At 35.3% G+C, this 20,883-nt stretch carries 21 protein-coding genes; 4 read left to right on the top strand and 17 right to left on the bottom strand.

What is annotated here, in order from left to right:
* Positions 1-64: 64 nt before the first annotated feature.
* Positions 65-1,087 (bottom strand): NAD(P)H-dependent glycerol-3-phosphate dehydrogenase, encoded by a 1,023-nt coding sequence (locus LQV47_RS16090; protein ID WP_230038620.1) that lies wholly within the window; start codon positions 1,085-1,087, stop codon positions 65-67.
* Positions 1,088-1,329: 242 nt separating this feature from the next.
* Here LQV47_RS16090 and LQV47_RS16085 point away from each other — a divergent pair, with 242 nt between their 5' ends.
* The gene (locus tag LQV47_RS16085; protein ID WP_230038618.1) at positions 1,330-2,367 is read left to right on the top strand and encodes a M23 family metallopeptidase; all 1,038 of its coding nucleotides are present in this window, start codon (positions 1,330-1,332) and stop codon (positions 2,365-2,367) included.
* A gap of 154 nt (positions 2,368-2,521) precedes the next feature.
* Here the strand turns inward: LQV47_RS16085 and LQV47_RS16080 are convergent, their stop codons facing one another.
* The 5 genes from LQV47_RS16080 to LQV47_RS16060 all read right to left on the bottom strand — a co-directional run bounded on the left by LQV47_RS16080 (position 2,522) and on the right by LQV47_RS16060 (position 6,445).
* Positions 2,522-3,697, bottom strand: a complete 1,176-nt coding sequence (locus LQV47_RS16080) for an MBL fold metallo-hydrolase (protein ID WP_230038616.1) — start codon at positions 3,695-3,697, stop codon at positions 2,522-2,524.
* A gap of 18 nt (positions 3,698-3,715) precedes the next feature.
* A complete protein-coding gene (locus tag LQV47_RS16075; protein ID WP_230038614.1) occupies positions 3,716-4,369 on the bottom strand; it encodes an NAD(P)H-binding protein in 654 nt (217 codons plus the stop codon).
* Positions 4,370-4,428: 59 nt separating this feature from the next.
* A complete protein-coding gene (locus LQV47_RS16070) occupies positions 4,429-4,839 on the bottom strand; it encodes an Rrf2 family transcriptional regulator (RefSeq protein WP_230038612.1) in 411 nt (136 codons plus the stop codon).
* Between the two features lie 65 nt (positions 4,840-4,904).
* Positions 4,905-5,855, bottom strand: a complete 951-nt coding sequence (locus LQV47_RS16065; RefSeq protein ID WP_230038610.1) for a hypothetical protein — start codon at positions 5,853-5,855, stop codon at positions 4,905-4,907.
* A 155-nt stretch (positions 5,856-6,010) separates the two neighbouring features.
* The gene (locus LQV47_RS16060) at positions 6,011-6,445 is read right to left on the bottom strand and encodes an FKBP-type peptidyl-prolyl cis-trans isomerase (RefSeq protein ID WP_230038608.1); all 435 of its coding nucleotides are present in this window, start codon (positions 6,443-6,445) and stop codon (positions 6,011-6,013) included.
* Positions 6,446-6,668: 223 nt separating this feature from the next.
* On the opposite strand from LQV47_RS16060, the gene LQV47_RS16055 reads away from it, so the two are divergent.
* Positions 6,669-7,670: a catalase gene (locus tag LQV47_RS16055; RefSeq protein ID WP_230038606.1), complete on the top strand. Its 1,002-nt coding sequence runs from the start codon at positions 6,669-6,671 to the stop codon at positions 7,668-7,670.
* Positions 7,671-7,851: 181 nt separating this feature from the next.
* Here LQV47_RS16055 and LQV47_RS16050 read toward each other — a convergent pair whose 3' ends face one another.
* The 10 genes from LQV47_RS16050 to LQV47_RS16005 form a co-directional block, all read right to left on the bottom strand.
* Complete coding sequence (locus LQV47_RS16050) at positions 7,852-8,265, bottom strand: nuclear transport factor 2 family protein (protein ID WP_230038605.1); 414 nt, start codon at positions 8,263-8,265, stop codon at positions 7,852-7,854.
* A 3-nt stretch (positions 8,266-8,268) separates the two neighbouring features.
* Positions 8,269-8,796 (bottom strand): TetR/AcrR family transcriptional regulator, encoded by a 528-nt coding sequence (locus tag LQV47_RS16045; RefSeq protein WP_230038603.1) that lies wholly within the window; start codon positions 8,794-8,796, stop codon positions 8,269-8,271.
* Positions 8,797-9,166: 370 nt separating this feature from the next.
* Positions 9,167-10,210, bottom strand: a complete 1,044-nt coding sequence (locus tag LQV47_RS16040; protein ID WP_257191423.1) for a TerC/Alx family metal homeostasis membrane protein — start codon at positions 10,208-10,210, stop codon at positions 9,167-9,169.
* Positions 10,211-10,294: 84 nt separating this feature from the next.
* Entirely contained in the window at positions 10,295-10,903 is a 609-nt protein-coding gene (locus LQV47_RS16035; protein WP_230038601.1) for a TerD family protein, read from the bottom strand.
* Between the two features lie 73 nt (positions 10,904-10,976).
* Positions 10,977-11,924: a hypothetical protein gene (locus LQV47_RS16030; RefSeq protein ID WP_230038599.1), complete on the bottom strand. Its 948-nt coding sequence runs from the start codon at positions 11,922-11,924 to the stop codon at positions 10,977-10,979.
* Positions 11,925-11,940: 16 nt separating this feature from the next.
* Positions 11,941-13,110, bottom strand: coding sequence for a toxic anion resistance protein (locus LQV47_RS16025; protein ID WP_230038597.1), 1,170 nt, complete (start codon positions 13,108-13,110; stop codon positions 11,941-11,943).
* A 2-nt stretch (positions 13,111-13,112) separates the two neighbouring features.
* Positions 13,113-13,670 (bottom strand): TerD family protein, encoded by a 558-nt coding sequence (locus LQV47_RS16020; protein WP_230038595.1) that lies wholly within the window; start codon positions 13,668-13,670, stop codon positions 13,113-13,115.
* On the bottom strand, positions 13,660-14,484 hold the full coding sequence (locus tag LQV47_RS16015; RefSeq protein ID WP_230038593.1) for a phosphoribosyltransferase family protein: 825 nt from the start codon (positions 14,482-14,484) through the stop codon (positions 13,660-13,662). Before LQV47_RS16015 ends, LQV47_RS16020 begins: the two co-directional genes overlap by 11 nt.
* Positions 14,485-14,491: 7 nt before the next feature.
* Positions 14,492-15,160: an HAD family hydrolase gene (locus LQV47_RS16010; RefSeq protein ID WP_230038592.1), complete on the bottom strand. Its 669-nt coding sequence runs from the start codon at positions 15,158-15,160 to the stop codon at positions 14,492-14,494.
* 303 nt (positions 15,161-15,463) lie between these two features.
* On the bottom strand, positions 15,464-16,999 hold the full coding sequence (locus LQV47_RS16005; protein ID WP_230038589.1) for a SulP family inorganic anion transporter: 1,536 nt from the start codon (positions 16,997-16,999) through the stop codon (positions 15,464-15,466).
* 582 nt (positions 17,000-17,581) lie between these two features.
* Here LQV47_RS16005 and LQV47_RS16000 point away from each other — a divergent pair.
* Both LQV47_RS16000 and LQV47_RS15995 read left to right on the top strand, forming a co-directional pair.
* Entirely contained in the window at positions 17,582-18,010 is a 429-nt protein-coding gene (locus LQV47_RS16000; RefSeq protein ID WP_230038587.1) for a transposase, read from the top strand.
* An 11-nt stretch (positions 18,011-18,021) separates the two neighbouring features.
* Positions 18,022-18,360, top strand: coding sequence for a helix-turn-helix domain-containing protein (locus tag LQV47_RS15995; protein ID WP_230038585.1), 339 nt, complete (start codon positions 18,022-18,024; stop codon positions 18,358-18,360).
* 678 nt (positions 18,361-19,038) lie between these two features.
* Here the strand turns inward: LQV47_RS15995 and LQV47_RS15990 are convergent.
* A complete protein-coding gene (locus LQV47_RS15990) occupies positions 19,039-20,556 on the bottom strand; it encodes a TROVE domain-containing protein (RefSeq protein ID WP_230038583.1) in 1,518 nt (505 codons plus the stop codon).
* Positions 20,557-20,883 lie beyond the last annotated feature (327 nt).

Genomic DNA, 20,883 nt, shown 5'->3' with positions numbered 1-20,883 from the left:
AAAAACCAAGCTGGGAAGCTTGGATTCAAATATATTAAAACAAGGTTTATGCAACCTTCTTTTTTTAATTCAGTTTCGCTGTCAGTTTTTTGAACTGCTTTTCAGCATTTTTACCTTCATAAAGAATGGCGTACACCGTATCAATAATTGGTAATTTAAGTTTTTTCTGCTTTGCTGTTTTATAGATGGAATCTGCAGCGTAATATCCTTCTGCCACCATATTCATCGACTGTATTGCGGATTTTACGGTATATCCTTTCCCGATAAGGTTTCCTAAGTTTCTGTTTCTTGAAAAGAGTGAATAGGCGGTTACCAAAAGATCTCCCAGATAGGCACTTTCATTCACATCTCTTGGGGCTTCATAAATGGCTTCCAGGAAGGTTTCCATTTCACGGATCGCATTGGATACAAAAACAGCTGTAAAGTTATCTCCATATCCCAACCCACTTGCTATACCGGCCCCAATGGCAAAAATATTTTTAAGAATAGCACTGTATTCATTTCCTAAAATATCTTTACTGGTTTGAACCTTAATAAAATCTGAACTGAAAATTTCTTTTAATTTTTCAGAAGTTTCATCTTCTACCGTGGCAATCGTAAGATAAGAAAGTCTTTCCATTGCGACTTCTTCTGCATGACATGGTCCTGCAATAACCGCCTGATTTCTGAAACCTATTTTAAATTCATCACGCAGATAATGCGCTACCACATCATTTACTTTAGGAATAATCCCTTTAATAGCCGATATAAAGATTTTTTCTGAATATTCACATGTCATTTTTTCTAATGTATCAGACAGGTAAATAGACGGGGTTGCCAAAACGATAACATCACAGGCAGAAACCAATTCATTGATGTCCGTGGTTAGTTTTAAACTTTTAAGATTAAAATGAGCTGCTGTAAGATAAGTGGGGTTATGTCCACGAAGCTCAATAGCTCCTTTTACAAACTCACTTCTTACACACCAGTGTACAACTTTACAGTTTTCAACAAGCATTTTTACGATAGCGGTTGCAAAACTTCCGCTTCCTACTACTCCTACAGAAATATCCTTTTTATTCTTTTTTGGATGAGAAGATTCTGACATTATTTTCTTTTTAGCCATAATTGGAATGTGAAATGCAAAGATATTAAAACATAGACGTAACAACGCTTTTGAAACAATGATAAAAGCCGTTTTCTGAAAAAATTAACACTTCAACACAATTAAATATCTAATTAAACGTTAAATACAGAAAATCATGAGTTTTAATTAAAAATAAGTCATAAAGATTAATTTTAATTAAATTTGCAGCTTCAAACCGTTTTAAACTTACTAAGAGAGGAAATATGAAAAATTTTCTAAACAGCAAGAAGAACGTAAACATTCTCCTCGGAGGGCTTTTACTAGTAGTTTTTGCACAAGGGATATGTATTGCCAAGTTATTCTCAGAGAAGGATGACAAAAACTACGAAGTCAACCTTGTAAAAATAAACACTGAAAGGGACAGTGTAGATTATTTGAAAATGAAAACAGATCTTAATCTTGTAGATCAGACTGTTTCACAGCTCAATTCTTTCCTGAAATCTAAAGACATTTCCAACGAAAAACTAATGGTTCTCAGCCAGGACAGCATTTCAAATTCTGTTTATCTCGCCAAACAGGCCAACCGATATAGTCAGTATTTAATGGATCTGCAGAAAAAACTGATGCAGGTTCCCCTGGGAATGCCTACTGACGGATATATTTCATCTAACTTTGGAATTAGAAAAAATCCTATTCCCTATAAAACCGTTTATGCTTCTGTAAAAACCAATGCTGCAACAGAGTCTAAGCCTGTAGTGGCCGCAGCTCCAAAGCCGGAAGTAAAAGCTGAACCTGTAGAAAAAATTATTGAAGTGACAGACAGTTATGGTATTAAAAGGGAGATCAAGGTAATGGTAACTCCAAAAGCCGCTCCAGTTGCTGCTGCAACTCCAGCTCCCACAGCTGCAAAAGCTGTTGCCGGAACCGCTTCTTCTTCTAATACCATCGCAACTGCTGAAAAAAATAACCCGCCTGCTGAAGCTGATCAGATGCAGTTTCATAAAGGATTAGATATTGCGGTGGCCTATGGTTCTGATGTAAGAGCTGCCGCTGCAGGAACCATCATTTTCTCCGGGCAGAAAGGAGGCTACGGAAACTGCGTTATTGTTTCTCACGGAAATGGATTAGCTACTCTATACGGACATTTATCACAGCTTGTTTCAAAAGTAAATGATAAGGTAAAAGTAGGCCAGGTAATTGCTAAATCCGGAAATTCCGGCCGTTCTACGGGACCTCATCTTCACTATGAAGTACACAAAAACAATACTCCGGTTAATCCGAAGCTGTTTATGAATCTATAAAAATAAAGGCTGTCCGATGGAACAGCCTTTTTCTTGTTATATTCAATTAAAAACTTTGTGAGCTATGAAATTGATATTTATTTCATACTAGGTTTTATTGTTTATATCTTCATCTTAAAGGTGCTAAAAGATAGAATCAATAGGCAGATTTTTTTTATTTTAAAATCTTCAGAGTCCCCTTCGGATGGGTAAATGTACCATCAGGTCCTGCAATATTTGAATATATTATATTTTTATTATAATCCTGAATATGGGTTACATTGAAACCTAGGTGTGGTTCATGCCAATATACCATAAAGACATTCTTAGCCACTTCCACTGCAGTATACTGCACCGTATCTTTGGCATCTTTCGAAGGTCCGGCTGTTCCTAGGAACGACATGGTTTTGTTATCTTTAAAATCCAGGATGAATTTTGTTGTTCCAAAATCTACCTCTACTTTATTTCCAATCGCCGGATAGGGTGATTTTAAATCCCAGGCCATTTCTCCCATAAAAACCTTCACGCCCATTTCCAATTCTTCTTTTCCGGGAAGGGTGGTATATTTTTTCACCATAAAATCTACAATGGCAGAACTTGTTTTATTTTCTGTAACTGCTTTTTTATAGTTTTCAAGATAGCCTTTAACAAAATCCAGAGACTGAGGAGAAAGAGACTGTTCTGAAAAATGAGAAGGAATCACCTGTTGAGGTTGTAAAGCTTTCATAGCATCAATCTGTGCAATCCACTGATCAATAGCTTTTAGATTTTGAGTATCAGCCATCCAAAGATGTGAACCCGTAGAAACCGAGATCCCTCCCGCTACTGTTTTTAAAGACGGAATCCAAAGAAAACTATGGGCAGGGTCTTCAGAATTCTGTCTGAACTCAATTTTATTTCCTTCAAGATCAGGAATTGCAGTAACGGCTTCCGGAATTATGATTTCTAAAGGAGCATCTCCTTTCATCTGCGGTTTCCAGACAGCCATTTTATCATCTTTTGAAGCAGATATCAAATAAGCAGTCTGAGCTGTTGAAATAATCTTAGCATTGGGAAAGGCTTTTTTGATCACATCCAATCCAAAATAAAAATCGGGGTCACTGTGTGAGATATAGACGGTTTTCAGGTTTTTGCCTGTCGCTTTTATTTCTTTTACCAATTGTTCCGCATATTGCTTCTGAAACTGAGCATCAACAAGCATGGCATCTTTATCTCCATAAATGATTGTTGAGGTAATGGAAAAAATCGCTTTAGATCCGGGATTATAAACTTTTACTTTAAGATTCCCAGCCCATACAAGACTTGCGAAACCAAGCATTACTGCCAAGGATAATAATTTCTTTTTAAACATTTTTGTTATTTTTTATAATTAATAAGCTGCTGTAAAACGTTCGCGGATGTGATTATTCTGTTCCAATTCATCTACTAAAACTACAGCTACATCTTCAACAGAAAGGCGACTTCTTCCGTTTTCGTCAAATACCGGAGTTTCCAATGATGTTCTGTACTGTGCAGTTCTTGTTCCTACATTAGCCTGGTTCATTTCTACTGCCGGGCTGAAGAAAGTCCAGTCCAATGTATTATTTTCTTTGATCTTGTTCAGATAATCTCTTGCCGCTGTTGCTCCCGGTTTGTATGCCTCCGGGAAATCAGGAGTATCTACAATCTGTACGTGGTCTGGTGTGTATAGGCTTCCTGCTCCCCCAACTACGATAAGTCTTTTTACTCCTGCCTGCCCTACTGCTTTTTCAATGTTTACGGAACCATTTAAGAAGTCATTGTAAAGGTTTGGATTCGTCCATCCGGCATTGAAAGCACTAATTACAGCGTCACTTCCTTTTAAGGCTTCTGCCAATTCATCTACATTGTTTACGTCAACGCTTTTTGCTGTTACATTCTCTTGTGTTTTTACCTTCGATGCGTCCCTTACTAAAGCTTCTACAGCATATCCTCTTTCAGTTAATTCTGTTACTATGCGTGCTCCTACAAATCCTGTTGCACCAATTACTGCTACTTTTTTCATAATGTTATATTTTAAATTAAATTGTAATAAAATTTGTTACATTTATAGTTAAAAAAATTTTATTCGAACTGATCAGCGAATTCTCTCAATGATTTATCTCCTAAAAAGTTAACTACCAATTGATCTGTTTCTTCAAATAATGTATTTAAATGAACATTGATTTCCTTTCCCACACTACATGCAGGATTGGGGTTTTGATTTTTTTTGCCTAATACTTCTGTATTTTTTACCGCTTTGTACACTTCAGAAATGCTAATCAGTTCAGCATTCTTTGCCAGCTGGCTTCCTCCTTCTTTTCCCTGTCTGCTCATAATAAGGCCCGCTTCTCTTAATACACTCATCTCCTTTCGGACAATAACCGGGTTTACATTGATACTTCCAGCAATCCATTCGGAAGTGAGCCACTCCTGAGGACTTTTCGCCAATAAGGTCATAATATGTACTGCCGTAGCAAATCTTGTATTGTTCATTGTAATTACATGGCAAAGATAAGCATTTTTTTAATTGTAACAAATTTTATTACAATTATTTTTTCTTAGAGTATAAGACGGTCCAGATCTAACAGAAGATAGCTGATATTTTGATTGATCTTCCGGGTAGCAGACTGCATCTGGTTGAGCATCGATGCTCGGCTGTGCAGATCATCAGCTCTGTAGATCCCCCCGTCACTGAAGATCACCGACTGGTCTGCAGCTTCTTTATTACCATCGAACTGATAATTGAGCCATATCTCTTTTATATTGGCGATAATAGATTTTGTTTCCATGCTTGAAAACCTTCTCTCCGTGTACATGTACCAGATGAACGGTGGGAAATTTGACGATTCCAGTTTTCCTCTCCATATATCTCTCAGCAGATTTCTTTTATGGATAAATTCCACTTTTTTACCTTTCGGATTAAGTGTTGCCAGTCCAAAACCCGCTCCTAAAGCTCCACCACCAATATCAATTGCATTGCTCCATCCATCACTTTTTATAATACCCCCTGCTATGGAAGCAGCGGCTCCTGTTATAATAGAATACAAAATCATCTTGTTATTTCTGGAATTATTAAGATCATTCACATAATTTTCAATTTGCTCTACCCTTTCTCCTTCACAGTCAAACTCTGCTGCTACCGCATCTAATTCTGTTAAGGAAATAGCAATTTTGTTGTTGATTTTTCCTTTTAGCTGTAAAACTTTAAGTTGAGAAGCAATAGAAGAGTCTTTTTTGAGTGCTATAATTTTATATACTTCATCCAAATTATTCAGGGCATTCAGGATCAGGATACTTTGCTCAGAAAGTACATTTTTAAGCTCTTTATTAGCTGTCAGAATGGAATCAGAATTATACGACGGAAGTTTATTAATAAAGTCATATTTAAATGGTGCCTTACAATAACTATCCTTCAGGGTCAATATATTCTGTTGAATAGTTTGATTTTTCCTGGAAACACAAGATGTCAATAAGCTAAAAATAGCCAAAAGGTAGAATAGATTTTTCATTCATTTATAAGTTTGTGCAGTATCTGGATGATCATAATCATGATTAACAGTTGTGAAGCTGTTCTGTTTTTATGATGATTCATTTATACGAATATAATACAAATAAAAAAATTTACCTGAGTTCAGGTAAATTTTTTAATCTATTTTAAAAAGGACTATTTAATATCCAGTAATTCAACTTCAAACACAAGTGTACTGTTAGGTCCGATTTCTTTGCTGATTTCCTGATCTCCATAGGCTAAATGCGGAGGAATGATTAATCTCCACTTACTTCCCACAGCCATAAGCTGAAGCGCTTCTGTCCATCCTGAAATTACTCTGTTTAAAGGGAAAGATGCTGGAGTACCTCTTTTTACAGAGCTATCGAAAACTTTACCTGAAATAGTAGTTCCATGATAATGACATTTTACAGTAGATTTAGGTCCTGGCTTTGCACCATCCCCTTCAGTAATAATTTCATACTGCAAACCGCTTGGCAATTGTACAACACTTTCTCTTTTACCGTACTCTACCATATATTCCTTACCGTCGTTAAGGTTTTTTTCTGCCAATTCTTTTTTGCGTTTAAATAACAAATCTGCTACTCCCATACTTTAATTTTTTTTGCAAAGATAAGATTTGTTGCCGGAAGTTGGGAATCAGAAACAGGAAGTATTATTAATCAAGTACTTAAAGTATGTATTCTAATCCGGATACTTTATAGCATTCAATATATCCACTTTCGTCCCGTTATCTCAGTAAAATTCAAACATTTGTAATACTCAGTTAACACAATTTCCAAAACTTGGCGTTATAATTGAATTTAAAAACTAAATGCCAAAGCCACTAAAATATAATAAGAAATTTGATGAACTCAATGAAGAGGAAAAGAAGCTTCTGGAGATCAATAAAAAATCGATTGCAGATTTTGTTGAGCAATCCTCTTCTATCAGTGATGTCAATTATGCTACAAGAAATGCTCATGCAAAAACCTATGCTGTAGCTGAAGGAACATTATGGATTAATCCCAATATTCCTGAACCTCTTCATGCTTTTTTTGATAAAGAGAAATTTGATCTTATCATCAGGTTTTCCAATGCTCAGCTCACCATTAATAATGCTAAAAAAGATATTCCTGCTTATGGAATGGCAGTACAGATTAAAGATGAAAATGGAGGTATTCTCGCCAATTATCCATTGGTCAATTTTCCTTTATTTCCCGTCAATTCTGTTTCCACCTTTTTAAAGCTATTTACCGCTATCAACAGATCATATCTGAAAAAATGGAGCGGTATATTTCCCATACTCGCCCAGGCAATTAAAACAATTCCTACGGTTTTATCGGGCTCTTTTTTGAAAAATATTGTAAAGCTTCTGCGCAAGAAAAATGATTTTATTTTGTCTTTTGATTATCATTCGGTAGGAGCCTACCGTCTGGGGGATTATATGATCAAAATAAAATTAGCTCCCAAATCTGTAGACAGGAATATAGGTAAGAATCAAAAAATAAAAGACACCTTGAAAACTTATTTTCAGACTCATGATTTCACAGCGGATGTTTTAATCCAGTTTTGCTATGATTTAAAAGATCAGCCTATTAATAAGCTGAATGTAGAATGGAAAAACTCACCCTATATTAAAATTGGCGAACTGAAGATCAATAAAGGTGCTTTGCTTAATTCGCAAACCTGTACCAATGAACTCCTTTCATTCAATCCTTTTGAAAGCAAAACTATTTTTCAGCCTGTAGGAAAAATACAAAAACTGCGTGATGAAGCTTATAAAGTTTCTGTACAGACGAGGAGGAAAATTAATAAGCTGCTGCATGGGAAATAAAAGATGAATTATAATTTTGGAAACGTAAGGACGCAAAATTTTCTGACAAACGTTATACTTTTAGGGCACAAAGATTTATCTTCGATAAAATTTGTTGATATCCATTATATTCATGGCAATATCAGTAGAGATTTTCTTTTGTCTATAAAACAAAAAACTGTCTCAACAACAGTCTTTTACTTTATTTAAACTTTCGATCTTCTTCTTTGATAGCCAGATCATTGATGCTTGCATATCTTTTCTGCATGAGTCCGTTTTCATCAAATTCCCAGTTTTCATTTCCGTACGCTCGGAACCAGCTGCCGTCTTTTGTTTGATATTCATATTCGAAACGAACCGCAATACGGTTATCAGTATGCGCCCAGTATTCTTTCTTGAGCGTATAATGGAGTTCTTTTTCCCATTTCTTACGAAGAAATACAACAATCTCTTCTCTGCCATTGATAAAGGTATCCCTATTTCTCCACTCACTGTCTATAGTGTATGCTTTTGATACTTTTTCAGGATCCTGACTGTTCCAGGCATCTTCTGCCATTTGAATTTTTTCCAATGCCGTTTCAAAAGTGAAAGGGGGAAGCGGATGTTTCTGTTCCATTGTTTATGGTATTAAATTGATAACTATTCTTTTTGTTTTCTCAATCGATTCATCAGACTTAAAAAGCTGACTTTCGATGATACTGCTCTCAAAAAGCATATAAATATGGTCTGAAAGCATATCATCCGCCAATAATTCTAAAAAGTAGTTTCTAAGGTCAGCCTTATGCGACTGGATTACACTGAGTATTTTGACATTATCCATTGGAATTTCTGATAAAATATTCAGAAAGCTGCATCCTCTGAAATTTTCCTTCTGATTCATATAGATTAAAAAATCAAAAGCTTTGATGATTTTATATTTTGACTCTTTTTCTTTCGTTAAAAAATTATGGAGTTCATTGAACCAATATTCATGTCTTACCTTCAGAAATTCCGCACACAAATCTTCTTTTGATTTAAAATACTGATAGAAACTGGCTCTGGCAACTTCTGCTTCGGAAATAATCTGATTAATTCCGGTAGAGTTATAGCCTTGTCTCGCAAACAATTGAAAGGTGGTTTCTATTATTCTTTCTCTTGGAGATTTCATATTGTTTTCTTTTATGAAACAAATGTATGAAAAAAAATAACGAACAGACTGATCTGTCTATTTTATTTTAAAATTTTTCCCTTTGAGAGTTTTGGAAAACGCAAAAGCGCAAAATTTTTACTAATGCCATGTATTAAAGACGCAAGAATTTTTATCTCCGATAAAATTTAAATATCTCTAATAATATGATTCTGAATAAGGTAAATAATTAATAAGTATCCTTGCTGAAAATCTTTGATTTTCTTGTGCCCTAAAAGCAGGAATTATGATTATATTTCTTGCATCATTGCGTTTTCCAACAAAAAAACTTATTAACAAAAAAGCCTCCAGAATTACAATTCCAGAGGCTTCCTTTTTATTTTAATGATGATTATTCTTCTTCTAATTTTTCTTTTTCCGCTACTTCTTTTTCAGGGAATATAATGGATAAAAGAACCGAGATCACCAATACTCCTCCTACAATTCCTAAAGAAACAGGAGATGGAATGTGAATCCACGGTGCTATAAGCATTTTAACTCCAATAAATGAAAGGATAATGGCCAGACCATATGGAAGTTTGCTGAACATGTGAATAAAGTTTGCCAGCAGGAAATATAATGATCTAAGCCCTAAAATAGCAAAGATATTTGATGTATAAAGAATGAAAGGGTCATTTGAGATCGCAAAGATCGCCGGAATAGAATCCACGGCAAAAAGAACGTCTGTAAATTCGATAACTCCTACCACTACTAAAAGAGGTGTTGCCATCTTGATCCCATTCTGAATGGTGAAAAATTTGTCACCATCATAATTATCCGAAACTTTCCAGAAGCTTTTGATCAGCCTTGCTCCAGCTGTATTGCTGTAATCTTCATCGTCATCATCAGCTCCGTCGCCCCAGGATTTAATCCCTGCATACACGAGAAACAGTCCGAACAGGGCCATTACTACATTGATCTGTACAGGTTTTCCGAAAACGTTCATTTCAGGAAGGTAAGTAAGGTTAATAAGTCCTACTCCAGCAAAGATAAATATGGCTCTGAATATCAGTGCACCGATAATTCCCCAGAACAGTACTTTATGATGAAGGTATTTCGGAACTTTAAAAAATCCGAAAACAAGGATAAATACGAATAAGTTATCCACAGAAAGGGCTTTCTCTATCCAGTAGGCAGCCTGATACTGTGTAAATTTCTCTACGGCAATACCATGGCTTTCCGGTGTTCCGTCTGTATTGAAAACCCAATACACGACTCCTGAAAAGATCATGGAAAGTGAGATCCACACAATAGACCAGATGGTGGCTTCTTTGGACGAGACTTCGTGACTTTTTTTATTGAATACTCCTAAATCCAGGAGCAGCATGATAACAACCGTTATCGCAAATCCCCAGACCAGGCCAGGGTGTAGTTCTAAAATACTTTGATGTTCCACTTGTATATGTTATTATATGATAAAAGCAATAAGTGTACAAGGTACAAATATTGCTATTTTATTTATCTGTTGATTGATAATTGATTATAAGTAATTCAGCTGTACAGTCTGAATGGTCTGTTCCAGTTTTCTATCTGCTGTAGGGTCTCCGATAGCATTGAACTTCCATTCTCCGTTTCTCTTATAGAATACTCCCATTACCATAGCCACATGTCCTTTGAAAGAAGCGTCGTTTGCAATATCATATTTAGCAAAAACTTCTCTTACGTTGGTAGGAGATCCCTCATAAATACGGATAGAAGCAAAAGGAATTGTTCCGAAATCCTGGCCTTGGTAGCTATTTAAAACCATTGCAACATGTTCGATATTGGGTTCCAATTGGCTGAAATCTACAGTAATGACTTCGTTGTCCAATCCGTCATCGCCATTGATATCACCTGTAAGATCATCTCCACTGTGTTTTACAGCTCCATTTCTGGATTTCAGGTTTCCGAAATAAATTACTTCCGTTACATTTTTATTTGAATCATATAAAATACAGCTTCCGTCTAAGTCTACTGCTTCTTTTTTAGTTCCAAAAAGGCCTTTTTTTTCAATTGCTCCCCAGTTGATTCCTACACAAGCTTGGGAAAGTTCAGCGCCGTTTTCTTTTTTAAGGTTTATTCTTTGACCTTTTTGTAAGTTGATAGCCATCTTTGTATGTTTAGTTGTTATTTACTTTTTTTGTGAAAGAGCAGATTTGCTTTTTCACTTTTCAAATTTCGTATCAGTTATTATTCAAATTCAAATTAAGCATTGCCCGCAGGATATTTGTTTCTTCATCGAAATCAAATATTTTGCTCATAATATCTATATTTTCCAGGTTTTTTAAATAGTCTTTCAAAACACTTTCCACCTCTGTGGGTATACTGCGTTTTCTTTCGTTCATAGTATTTTCCAGGTATTCATTTTTCCTTTTCAGCTGATCTATAATAGTTCCCTGATTCGACTGATTTTCAGAAATATCGAGCTGATCCAGTTCTTTATCAAAAAGATAAAGTTTCTTCTCGTCTACACTGAAAATAAAATAATCATCAGACTGAAAGATCTTAAAAAGTTCATACTCATGAATTCCCATAAGGTAACCACAAACAAAACGGACTTTAAATCCCTGTATATTAAGTCTTCCCAAAAGTTTTCTTTCAATAGAATAGTCCAGGTACTTATAACCAGGAAAAGAATCGGCCTTGAGCAGAGATTCGTCTGCTTCGGTCCTGTAAAACTCCTGAGCATATTTCTTGTGGAAATACAGTACATTATCCCAATTGGCTGTAAAAACATCTTCTGTAAGATCTTTATACAGTGTTTTCAAATGTTGAGAAAATACACCACTGTACATTTTCCTGTCCGTCTGAAAACTGTCTACTCTTCTTTCTTCAAAACCTGAAATATATTTTTTATTAATACCAATTTCATTAATGACAGTCAGCATATCATTTTCCTTCTGTCTTTTGATCTTGGTGAGCAATTCTATAAGGCTGTCGGTATATTGAAGGTGAAAAAGTTCCAGCTTGCTATAATCCAAAGCAGTATTCTCCTGGAACAGATTGTGGATAATATCTGTTTTGATGTAAATGGATATTATGTCAATATGTTCAAAAAAATTAGCCAGAAGTTTAAGCTTTGTTAACCTTCTTTTGCTTTGCGACAATATGGTTGCTGCATCATCCCCCACCTTGGTACCCTGTTAATTAACCTCTGACATTAGCTTTTAATTCATGCTCCAATGTCTGAAGATCCTGATCCAGTTTTCTTCGGTTATCAGCACCTTGCTTCTGGATCTGTTTCACTTCATTCAGTGTATTGATAAGCATTGAAGTTGTTTCTCTCAATGTTTCTACAGATACAATTGTCTGTTCATTGGCTCTGGCTACATTCACTGAGTTCTGACCAAGACGTTCTGCATTCTTTTTTAAGATAGCCTCAGTAGTGGAAGATACTTTCTGCTGAATTTCAATATTCTGCTGCTGTCTGTACATAGCAACAGCCAGAGAAAGCTGATTTTTCCATACCGGAAGTGTAGTGGTAAGAATTGTTTGTGCTTTTTCAGCAATAGAAACATTATTATTCTGTACTAATCTAATCTGTGGCAGCGACTGCATCATGATGACACGTACTACCTTAAGATCAGCCATTCTTCTGTCTAATCTGGCAATAAAATCTCTTTTATCCGCAATCTGATAGTCCTGATAGCTTTCAGGGCTGGCTTCCATCAAGGATAGTTCTCCTGCAGCTCTTTCCATTCTTACATTTCCTGCAATTACCAGCTCTTCAATTTGCTTAATGGAGTTTACGTTACTTTCAAAAATAGTCTGCAAAACAGCATTATCTTTTGTAGAAGTAATAATCCCCGCATTTACTTTATAAGAGATCTGTTCAATATTGTTGATGATCTTATCGTATTTCGTAAATAAGTTTTCCACCTGAGTCATGATCTTTTTCATAAAAGGCAGTTTGCTAAGGAAACTCTTTACTTTATTTCCGTTAAGCTCTTCTACGTCTACATAATTAAGTTCTACCAAAAGATCATTGATAAGTACTCCTACTTCTCCGGAGTTTGATCTTCTTACATTTCCTAAGAAACTGTCACTCTGGTTCGATAATGTTTTCTGAAGCTCAGCTCCAAAATTCACAATAGATCCCGGATTAGCTTCGTCAATGGAGTTGGCAAGAAGTTCATACTTCTGACGTTCCTCCGGCTGTAACTGACTAAGGCTTACATTTCCTTCCCTGTCTACAAGAACTGCCGGTGCTGCATTTTGAACAGGCTGACTTGGTGGAGTCATTGGCGTAGGTTCAAATGTTTTAAGAGGTTCAATTGATCCTAGCGGATCTATGGGTTGATTTTCCTGATTATCCATACTTATTTCTGATAAATTGATACAAACTTCTCAAGGCCGTCTCTTTGTCCTGCTCCTACAGCCTCAAATTTCCATTCTCCGTTTCTGTTGTAGATTCTTCCGAATTCTACAGCGGTTTCGATTGAGAAATCTTCATCCAATTCATATTTTAAGATCTCTTCATTCGTATCTGTATTAAAAATTCTAATGAAAGAATTTCTTACCTGTCCAAAGTTCTGCTTTCTGGTATCAGCATCGTGAATAGTGACTACTACTGTAATCTCCTGAATCGAAGGATCAATTTTTGTAAGATCGATTTTAATCTGCTCATCATCACCTGAGCCTTCTCCTGTAAGGTTATCTCCGGTGTGAATTACTGATTTATCCGGAGATTCAAGGTTGTTATAAAAAATAAAGTGGCTGTCTGACACTAATTTTTTGTCTTCTCCCAATAAAAATAATGAAGCGTCAAGGTCAAATGCTGTTCCTGTAGAAGTATTATTGATATCCCATCCTAAACCTACAGTAAATTTAGGTGCGTTAATATTTTCTCTTTGTCCTTTTTGTAAGTTAATAGCCATAATATAATTCCGTTTGCGTTAAAGTATTGATGTTATTTTCGTATTCTTTTATTAAATGATAATTGTTACTGATGGCCAGCTCTAAAAGAAGGTCCATCTGTTCTTTTTTTACTTTAGACGTAAGATAATCAAAATTACTTGAATTAAGGCCTAAAATATATTTTACAATCCTTGTATTGAATTCAAAACTTGATTTCCCCATCACTTCTGCAATATGCTGTACATTTTGTACTGCATAGTAATTGAAATAATTTTCAATCTTAGGATCAAGGTCAAAATTAATCAGCTCAGCATAATACAGGAACATAAAATCGGCTTCCACCATATATTCATTCAGGATTCTGTTCACTGTATATTCATGGCTTCCTGTAATTTTTATATCGTCTATAAAAATACAAAGTTTTCCTCTTAAAAAATCTTTATCTATATAATAAGTATCATTGGCAATCAGATTTTTACGATCTTCAAAATTAAGATTCCCATAATCTGTAATATAGGTATGGTTCCTGTTGATCTTAGACAAAACACTTGATTTTTTTCCTTTTTGAAAAAGATAAAAATCCAGGTATTTTTTAAAGAAGAAACATAAAAAATTGGAAGCGGTAGGAATTGCCATATAGGGGCTTGGCAGTACCACAATTTCTTTATCTGTATCTAAAATCTCCTTATTCTGAGAGATAAACCCTTCGAATAATTCTTTTGCAAATTTTTCTGCATACGACTTATCGCCATATTTGAAATAGCTGTATTCTGCCGGTGAGAAAGTAAACTCATCTGCGGAATGAATGTGGTGTAAGCTGTATCTTGTACTCATGTTTATTTTAGTGTTTAAGTAAATGTGCACTGAAACCGAAGTCTTTCGCTCCTTTGTAATCTGCTACAGGATTGTCTCCAATATGCAGAATCTGATGCATCGGAATATCCTGATCGTTAATCTTGTTTTTCACTTCCTGAAAAACAAGTGGGTTCGGCTTAGAAAAGTTTATCTCATCGGAGTAGATATGAAAATCTATATACTGATCCAGATTTTCATGAATCAGAAACTTTCTCATCGTTTTCCCTTTGATAAATCCGGTGTTGCTTAGAATATTAATAGTTTTACCCTGATTTTTGATATCGTCAAAAAAATCATGGATATTTTCAAAAATAATTACCGGTTTGTATTCTAAAAAAAGCTCTTCACTTTTAAGATAAAATTCATTCAGTTTTTCTTTATTTAAAAGCTTTACATCAACATCCAATGCTCCCAAGATCATCAGATAGATTTCAAAGGTATCGATATTCCCTCCTGTTACTTCATTAATTGTATTACAAAGATCATCGTAATATTTTACAGTTTTGGCAACATCCTCTATGGGTTTGCTGACATTAAAAAACGAGGAGAAGAGCTCAACTCTTTTTGTTTTAAATTCAGGATGAGATTTGATTAATGTGAGCCACAGGTCAAAGGAAAAATGACAGTGGTTATGAATGTCGATATCTGTTTTCAATATGTTTTAGTTAAAAGTTTTATTTAGCTTTTTTGAAAAAGATTTAAATTTTATTAATCATCAACAAGTGTTTGGTTTTCTACTTATTTCCAAAGATAAAATATTTATCATAAATGCATTACTTTAGTTCCCTGTTTTAAGATATTTTATGATTTAAGGAACGAAATCAAAGCAAAAACCAAGGACCATAATTCTATTTTATGGTCCTTGGTTAATTATTTGTGAGAATAGTGAATGGTCAATCGCTGTGTTTGTCAATTTTCACCTGCGCCTATTCACCATTCACTTGCGAAGCAAAATTCACTATTCAGGCATTACTTTATATGTTGGGTCTTCCTGAATATTAACCTCAATCACTGCTTCGGCATTTTTCAGCATTTTACGGCAGTCTTCACTCAGATGGCGAAGATATAAGGTCTTATTTTCCTGTTTATATCGTTTTGACAGCTTATCAAGAGCATCAAGGGCGCTCATATCTACAACCCTGCTTTCTTTGAAATCTATGATCACCTCATCAGGATCATTCATTGGATCAAATTTATCTGCAAACGCCGTGGCAGAACCAAAAAATAATGGACCGTATATTTCATAGTGCTTTACTCCGTTTTCATCTGTATATTTCTTTGCCCGTATTCTTTTAGCATTATCCCAGGCAAAAACCAGGGCTGAAATAATAACTCCCACCAAAACTGCCAGTGCTAGATTATGCAGGATGACGGTTATTAGAGCTACAGTAATTCCTACCACGATATCCGATTTCGGCATTTTATTAATAATTCTGATAGAAACCCACTGAAAAGTACTGATGGCCACCATCATCATCACCCCTACCAAAGCAGCCATAGGAATTTTCTCAATAACAGGAGCTCCAAACAGAATGATCATCAGAATCATCACAGAGGCGATAATCCCTGATAATCTGGCTCTTGATCCTGCATTAAGATTCACCAGTGTTTGCGCCACCATTGCACAGCCTCCCATTCCACAAAAAAAGCCATTGGTCATATTGGCAAGACCCTGCGCAACAGATTCTTTGTTAGCATTTCCTTTTGAATTTGTAATTTCATCTACCATAGACAATGTCAGCAGCGATTCTATCAGCCCTACTCCGGCCATAATAAGGGCATAAGGAAAAATAATCTGTAAAGTTTCTAAAGAGAAAGGAATTTGTGGAATATGAAAACTGGGAAGACTTCCACTTATGTGTGCAATATCAGCCACAGTTTTTGTCGGAATATTAAAGCCAAGAACCACTGCAAAAACTACTATAATAGCTACCAAAGAAGCGGGCACAACTTTTGTGACCTTTGGAAAAAAATATACTATGGCAATCGTTAAGGCAGTCAATCCTCCCATACTATATAAAGGAAGTCCCTGAAGCCAGCTAACAGCACCATTACTGCCTATAATTTTAAACTGTTCAACCTGTGCCATAAAAATAATAATGGCCAATCCGTTCAGAAATCCGTACATAACAGGTTGTGGAATGAGCCTGACAAATTTTCCCAGCTTAAAGAGGCCTACCAGCATTTGAAATATTCCTGCCAATACTACGGTTGCAAAAAGATATTCTATCCCATGAGATTGGATCAATGCAATCAGAACAACAATGGTAGCTCCGGCTCCTCCTGACACCATTCCGGGACGTCCCCCTAAAACAGCGGTCACCAGTCCCATTATAAAAGCTGCATACAGACCTGTAAGTGGAGAAAGACCCGCCAGAATAGCAAATGAAAGAGATTCCGGAATCATGGTCATGGCTACGGTAAAGCCTGCCAGCAATTCATTTTTATAATTGATTTTCTTCGAAAAATCGAATAAACTTATGGTATTTTTCATTGATTGGCAAAGGTATGTACTTGTACAATAGTATACAATTGTTTTACTTTATCTTTCTTCCGATCTTTTTAAAAAATTCACATTACTGTTATACAATATGTTAATTTTAATTAAAATTTTACTATAAATAAACTTTTTTACACTTCTTATTCTGCTTACTTCCAATTTTTGTTTAAATTTGAAAACAATTAAGCAATTTATTTACCATTGATGGGGAATATTTACGTAAAGTTTTCGTTACTAAAAAACACATAGTCCCTGGTAAATAACTACTTAAACAGATAGATTGCATGAAGAAACTTTAATAGGTTATATATTATTTACACAAATGGTAGAAAAAAGAGGTTTGAAAGAGAAGAGAGTTGATCAACCAAATGAAAATAAGGAATATATTCTAAGATCAATTAAAGTGGCAGTGCCTCCATTCTTTTAAGATATTAACTCATCTTGAACATCTTTTGGAGTATGATACTCCAATATTCTGTTGACTTCAAATTCAAGCCAATCCACTCGGTTCTATTTTAATATATACTACCTATTTTTTTCAATGCATAAGTTTAATCAAGATAATATTCAATAAAAATGTTATATAAAGAGATCCATATAGGAAAGTTTATTAAAGAGAGAGTTGATGAAAATGAAATACCTATTGAGAGAATATGCAAGTTTTTGGGAAAGGATGAAGAGTCTGTTGAAAAGATGTACGAAAAAAAATCACTGGAGGCAGATATTCTTCTACGATGGAGCAAACTATTAGAGTATGATTTTTTCAGACTGTACAGTTCTCATTTAATATTATATGCTCCTCCTTCAGCAGTAAATAAAAACCAGCAGAAATCTGATAAAATTCCTTATTTCAGAAAAAATATTTATACTCAGGAGATTAAAGAATTTATCATGAAAAGAATTCTTTCCGGAGAAATGACCCCAACTGATGTTATTAAAGAATATTCCATTCCTAAAAGCACACTTCACCGATGGCTTCAAAAGGTTGATACTACTAACGGATAAACAGATACAGAATGCGCCCGAATTACAAAAAGATTTACCATGACATGCTTAAACTGGAACATCCTGAGAAGTTACAAGATCCTAAAATCAAAGAACTTCTTGAAAAACTTAACACGTCTGAAGATGTTCTGAAGTTCAATGAAAAATTATTTCAACAGTCCAGAGAAAACCAAAAGCTAAAAACATACGATAAAAAGACAATGCTAAAGCTTCTTCAGTATCAAAAGAAGCACGGGTATTCTACCAGCTATATGTCTAAAAAATATAAAATAAGCAGAACCACGCTCTCAAAATGGAGAATGATGTTTGAGGAAGATCTCGAAAATACAATGAAAAATGCCGGTAAATAATCTACCGGCATTTTTATAAGGTAATGATAAGGAAAAAGCGGGCTGTACGTTAGCCGGAATCGAACCGGATAGCCTTACCGGAGTTACCGATTTCGCTATTCCTCCCATAATTGCGTAACGATGAAATTTTTCCTAACGACACTTATATAATCATTATTACAATAAGGCTGGAAGTGCAAAGACGGACATTGTAGAAAATTATGATACAAAGGGGCCTCACAGCTTCCAGCTTTTCTTTTTATAAAAACAAGGCAATAAGCAAAAAGTGATGTCGTGCTCTAACTCTGAGCTACTCTTCCTACTACACATCGTAATTTTGTGAAAGAGACGGGATTTGAACCCGTGTCCCGATTCCAAAACGACACTTGACTTGAGTATACATTTTTTATAGTCATTGTTCTTTTTTGAGAATAATCAAGGTAATATTCTTAAGATCTGTCGTGCATTTGCTCTACCTTCTGAGCTACCTCTCCTTTTCGGGGGAGAAGGCAGGATTCGAACCTGCGACCCGATGATTAAAATCCGAAGTATGATCCTAAAACGACACTTGATATAATTTGAGCAAGGCAATGATTTCATGGTTATTAATTTCTTGTTACAAATTTATGCAGCTTCTGCGCATTCTTTTTACGCAGTTGTTTTTTATTTTTTATTATCTTTTATTTAAAGCAGTGCCTTTTACAGCACTACCTTTTTTATCATTTCTACTGCATATTTTTTGTCTTCCAAAGCATTCAGCACATCGAAAATTTTGTCTGACCAACCTACAATAAGATATACATCATTTTTTCTGACATCCAGAGGCTGTCTGCCATAACCTGCCAAATCAAAAATATACAGTTTCGCATTGGGAGCCATAGCTTTGTACCTGTTCCAAGAGTCTTCAAAAGAGTTTTTAAGACCTCTGCTGTCCCACATTTGGGTATCGGTGAACAGCATTATTTTATCCACTTTTTCATTTCTTTTGATCAGATCTTCAATGACCAGGTAACCATTCGTAGAATAACCTACTTCTCCTTCACGCTTATAGAATTCGTCAACATTTCTTAAAATGCTGTTCTTTGGCATCGGAACACGCATCCAACGGTCACCGAATATACCTGTTACCACATTGTTATACTGAGACTGTAAGATCATAGACATCAGCAACCCAATATCATACAATAAAACTTTACTTTTATTAGACACCGGTTTCTGCATTGAACCTGAAACATCCGCTGCAATGACCACCGAAGTATCAAAGCCAAAGCCTTTAATATTCTTTGCACTTATCATTACTGCATTTTCAAGTGCTTCCAAAAGAGAGGACAGGTATGGAGAACCGGTCCTTTTTAATTCTCTATAAGCTGCCAGGAATCTGAATGGGAGCTGTTTTGAGTTGCGAACCGCTTTTTCATCGGCCAGGTAGTGGCATACTTTATCCATTGCTGCGGATGATACTTCTGCTTCTAAAACATTTCTCAGATTTCGCAAGGTTGCCATATAGCCCAGCTTATTACTGAAGATCAATTCTTCCCATTTGTTTTTGAAGGCCACTTTTCTTTCTTCGTCATTAATGAATTTCTTCTGACCTAAGACAGAAAGTTCAGCTTCCCAAGTATAAGGAGTTTCCAGAGTACCATTTACAATCTTATTGAAAACAGCCTGTTGATTTTCATCTTTAGCTTTTGGGTGAACCAGGAACAACGCGTCTTTCAGTGTGATCTCAGCTTTTCTATTGTATTTTGCAAACTGATACTCATCAAATTTGTTGAATGAGTTTGCCAACCCTTTCTGAATCTGTTTTGATAATTTATTCAGTTTTTTTGTTTCTGTTCTTTCATTCGCAAGTTGGTAGTAAGCCAACAGTTCTGTGATTTCATCCGCTCTTTGAACAATGCCCTCTACTGTCCGGCTTACTAAATCCGTACCTGAAGTCTGCTTTGCCAGCTCAGTCGTCAAAACCAATGGTATGGAACGCAGGTACATATCTCTTCTTGCATAGACCGCTAATTTCGCTACGAATTCCGGATCATTTTTTTTAATCAGAGATTGGATTCTTTCCAACCTGTCATTTCCTTTCTCATAGGTTGTATTGGACAGTCCTGTTGTAACAACAGCACTATATAATTCTTCAGCAGGTGTCATCATATATGCTTTTTCACCTTCGTAGTTCATGACTACTTTAGTCTCTTTTCTTAAAAAATTAAATTTCATGATTACTGTTTTTTGTTAAACATTTGGGAATCTATATCTTCCTCTCTGATTTCTGATGCAAAGTAATCGTAGTATTACGCTGTCATTTTGCGTAGATGTTTTTTTTTGAAAAAATTTTATTTTTAGGTTTTGGCTAAAGCCAGATTGGCTGATTTATAAAGTGAACGGACTAAAGTCCGTTCCTATTGATGCAGAAAATAGTGTTTAATGATCACATTATACATTATACATTATACATTATACATTATACATTATACATTATACATTATACATTATACATTATACATTATACATTATACATTATACATTATACATTATACATTATAC

The organism is Chryseobacterium sp. Bi04, assembly GCF_918698085.1.
Lineage (GTDB): Bacteria > Bacteroidota > Bacteroidia > Flavobacteriales > Weeksellaceae > Chryseobacterium.
The sequence above is the reverse complement of the archived record's forward strand: the minus strand, read 5'-3'. Positions and strand labels throughout refer to the sequence as shown.

Bases quoted from the DNA above. Each gene is read 5' to 3' on its own strand.
- LQV47_RS16090 (WP_230038620.1), bottom strand. From the start codon at position 1,087: ATGTCAGAATCTTCTCATCCAAAAAAGAATAAAAAGGATATTTCTGTA.
- LQV47_RS16085 (WP_230038618.1), top strand. From the start codon at position 1,330: ATGAAAAATTTTCTAAACAGCAAGAAGAACGTAAACATTCTCCTCGGA.
- LQV47_RS16080 (WP_230038616.1), bottom strand. From the start codon at position 3,697: ATGTTTAAAAAGAAATTATTATCCTTGGCAGTAATGCTTGGTTTCGCA.
- LQV47_RS16075 (WP_230038614.1), bottom strand. From the start codon at position 4,369: ATGAAAAAAGTAGCAGTAATTGGTGCAACAGGATTTGTAGGAGCACGC.
- LQV47_RS16070 (WP_230038612.1), bottom strand. From the start codon at position 4,839: ATGAACAATACAAGATTTGCTACGGCAGTACATATTATGACCTTATTG.
- LQV47_RS16065 (WP_230038610.1), bottom strand. From the start codon at position 5,855: ATGAAAAATCTATTCTACCTTTTGGCTATTTTTAGCTTATTGACATCT.
- LQV47_RS16060 (WP_230038608.1), bottom strand. From the start codon at position 6,445: ATGGGAGTAGCAGATTTGTTATTTAAACGCAAAAAAGAATTGGCAGAA.
- LQV47_RS16055 (WP_230038606.1), top strand. From the start codon at position 6,669: ATGCCAAAGCCACTAAAATATAATAAGAAATTTGATGAACTCAATGAA.
- LQV47_RS16050 (WP_230038605.1), bottom strand. From the start codon at position 8,265: ATGGAACAGAAACATCCGCTTCCCCCTTTCACTTTTGAAACGGCATTG.
- LQV47_RS16045 (WP_230038603.1), bottom strand. From the start codon at position 8,796: ATGAAATCTCCAAGAGAAAGAATAATAGAAACCACCTTTCAATTGTTT.
- LQV47_RS16035 (WP_230038601.1), bottom strand. From the start codon at position 10,903: ATGGCTATCAACTTACAAAAAGGTCAAAGAATAAACCTTAAAAAAGAA.
- LQV47_RS16025 (WP_230038597.1), bottom strand. From the start codon at position 13,110: ATGGATAATCAGGAAAATCAACCCATAGATCCGCTAGGATCAATTGAA.
- LQV47_RS16020 (WP_230038595.1), bottom strand. From the start codon at position 13,670: ATGGCTATTAACTTACAAAAAGGACAAAGAGAAAATATTAACGCACCT.
- LQV47_RS16015 (WP_230038593.1), bottom strand. From the start codon at position 14,484: ATGAGTACAAGATACAGCTTACACCACATTCATTCCGCAGATGAGTTT.
- LQV47_RS16005 (WP_230038589.1), bottom strand. From the start codon at position 16,999: ATGAAAAATACCATAAGTTTATTCGATTTTTCGAAGAAAATCAATTAT.
- LQV47_RS16000 (WP_230038587.1), top strand. From the start codon at position 17,582: ATGTTATATAAAGAGATCCATATAGGAAAGTTTATTAAAGAGAGAGTT.
- LQV47_RS15995 (WP_230038585.1), top strand. From the start codon at position 18,022: ATGCGCCCGAATTACAAAAAGATTTACCATGACATGCTTAAACTGGAA.
- LQV47_RS15990 (WP_230038583.1), bottom strand. From the start codon at position 20,556: ATGAAATTTAATTTTTTAAGAAAAGAGACTAAAGTAGTCATGAACTAC.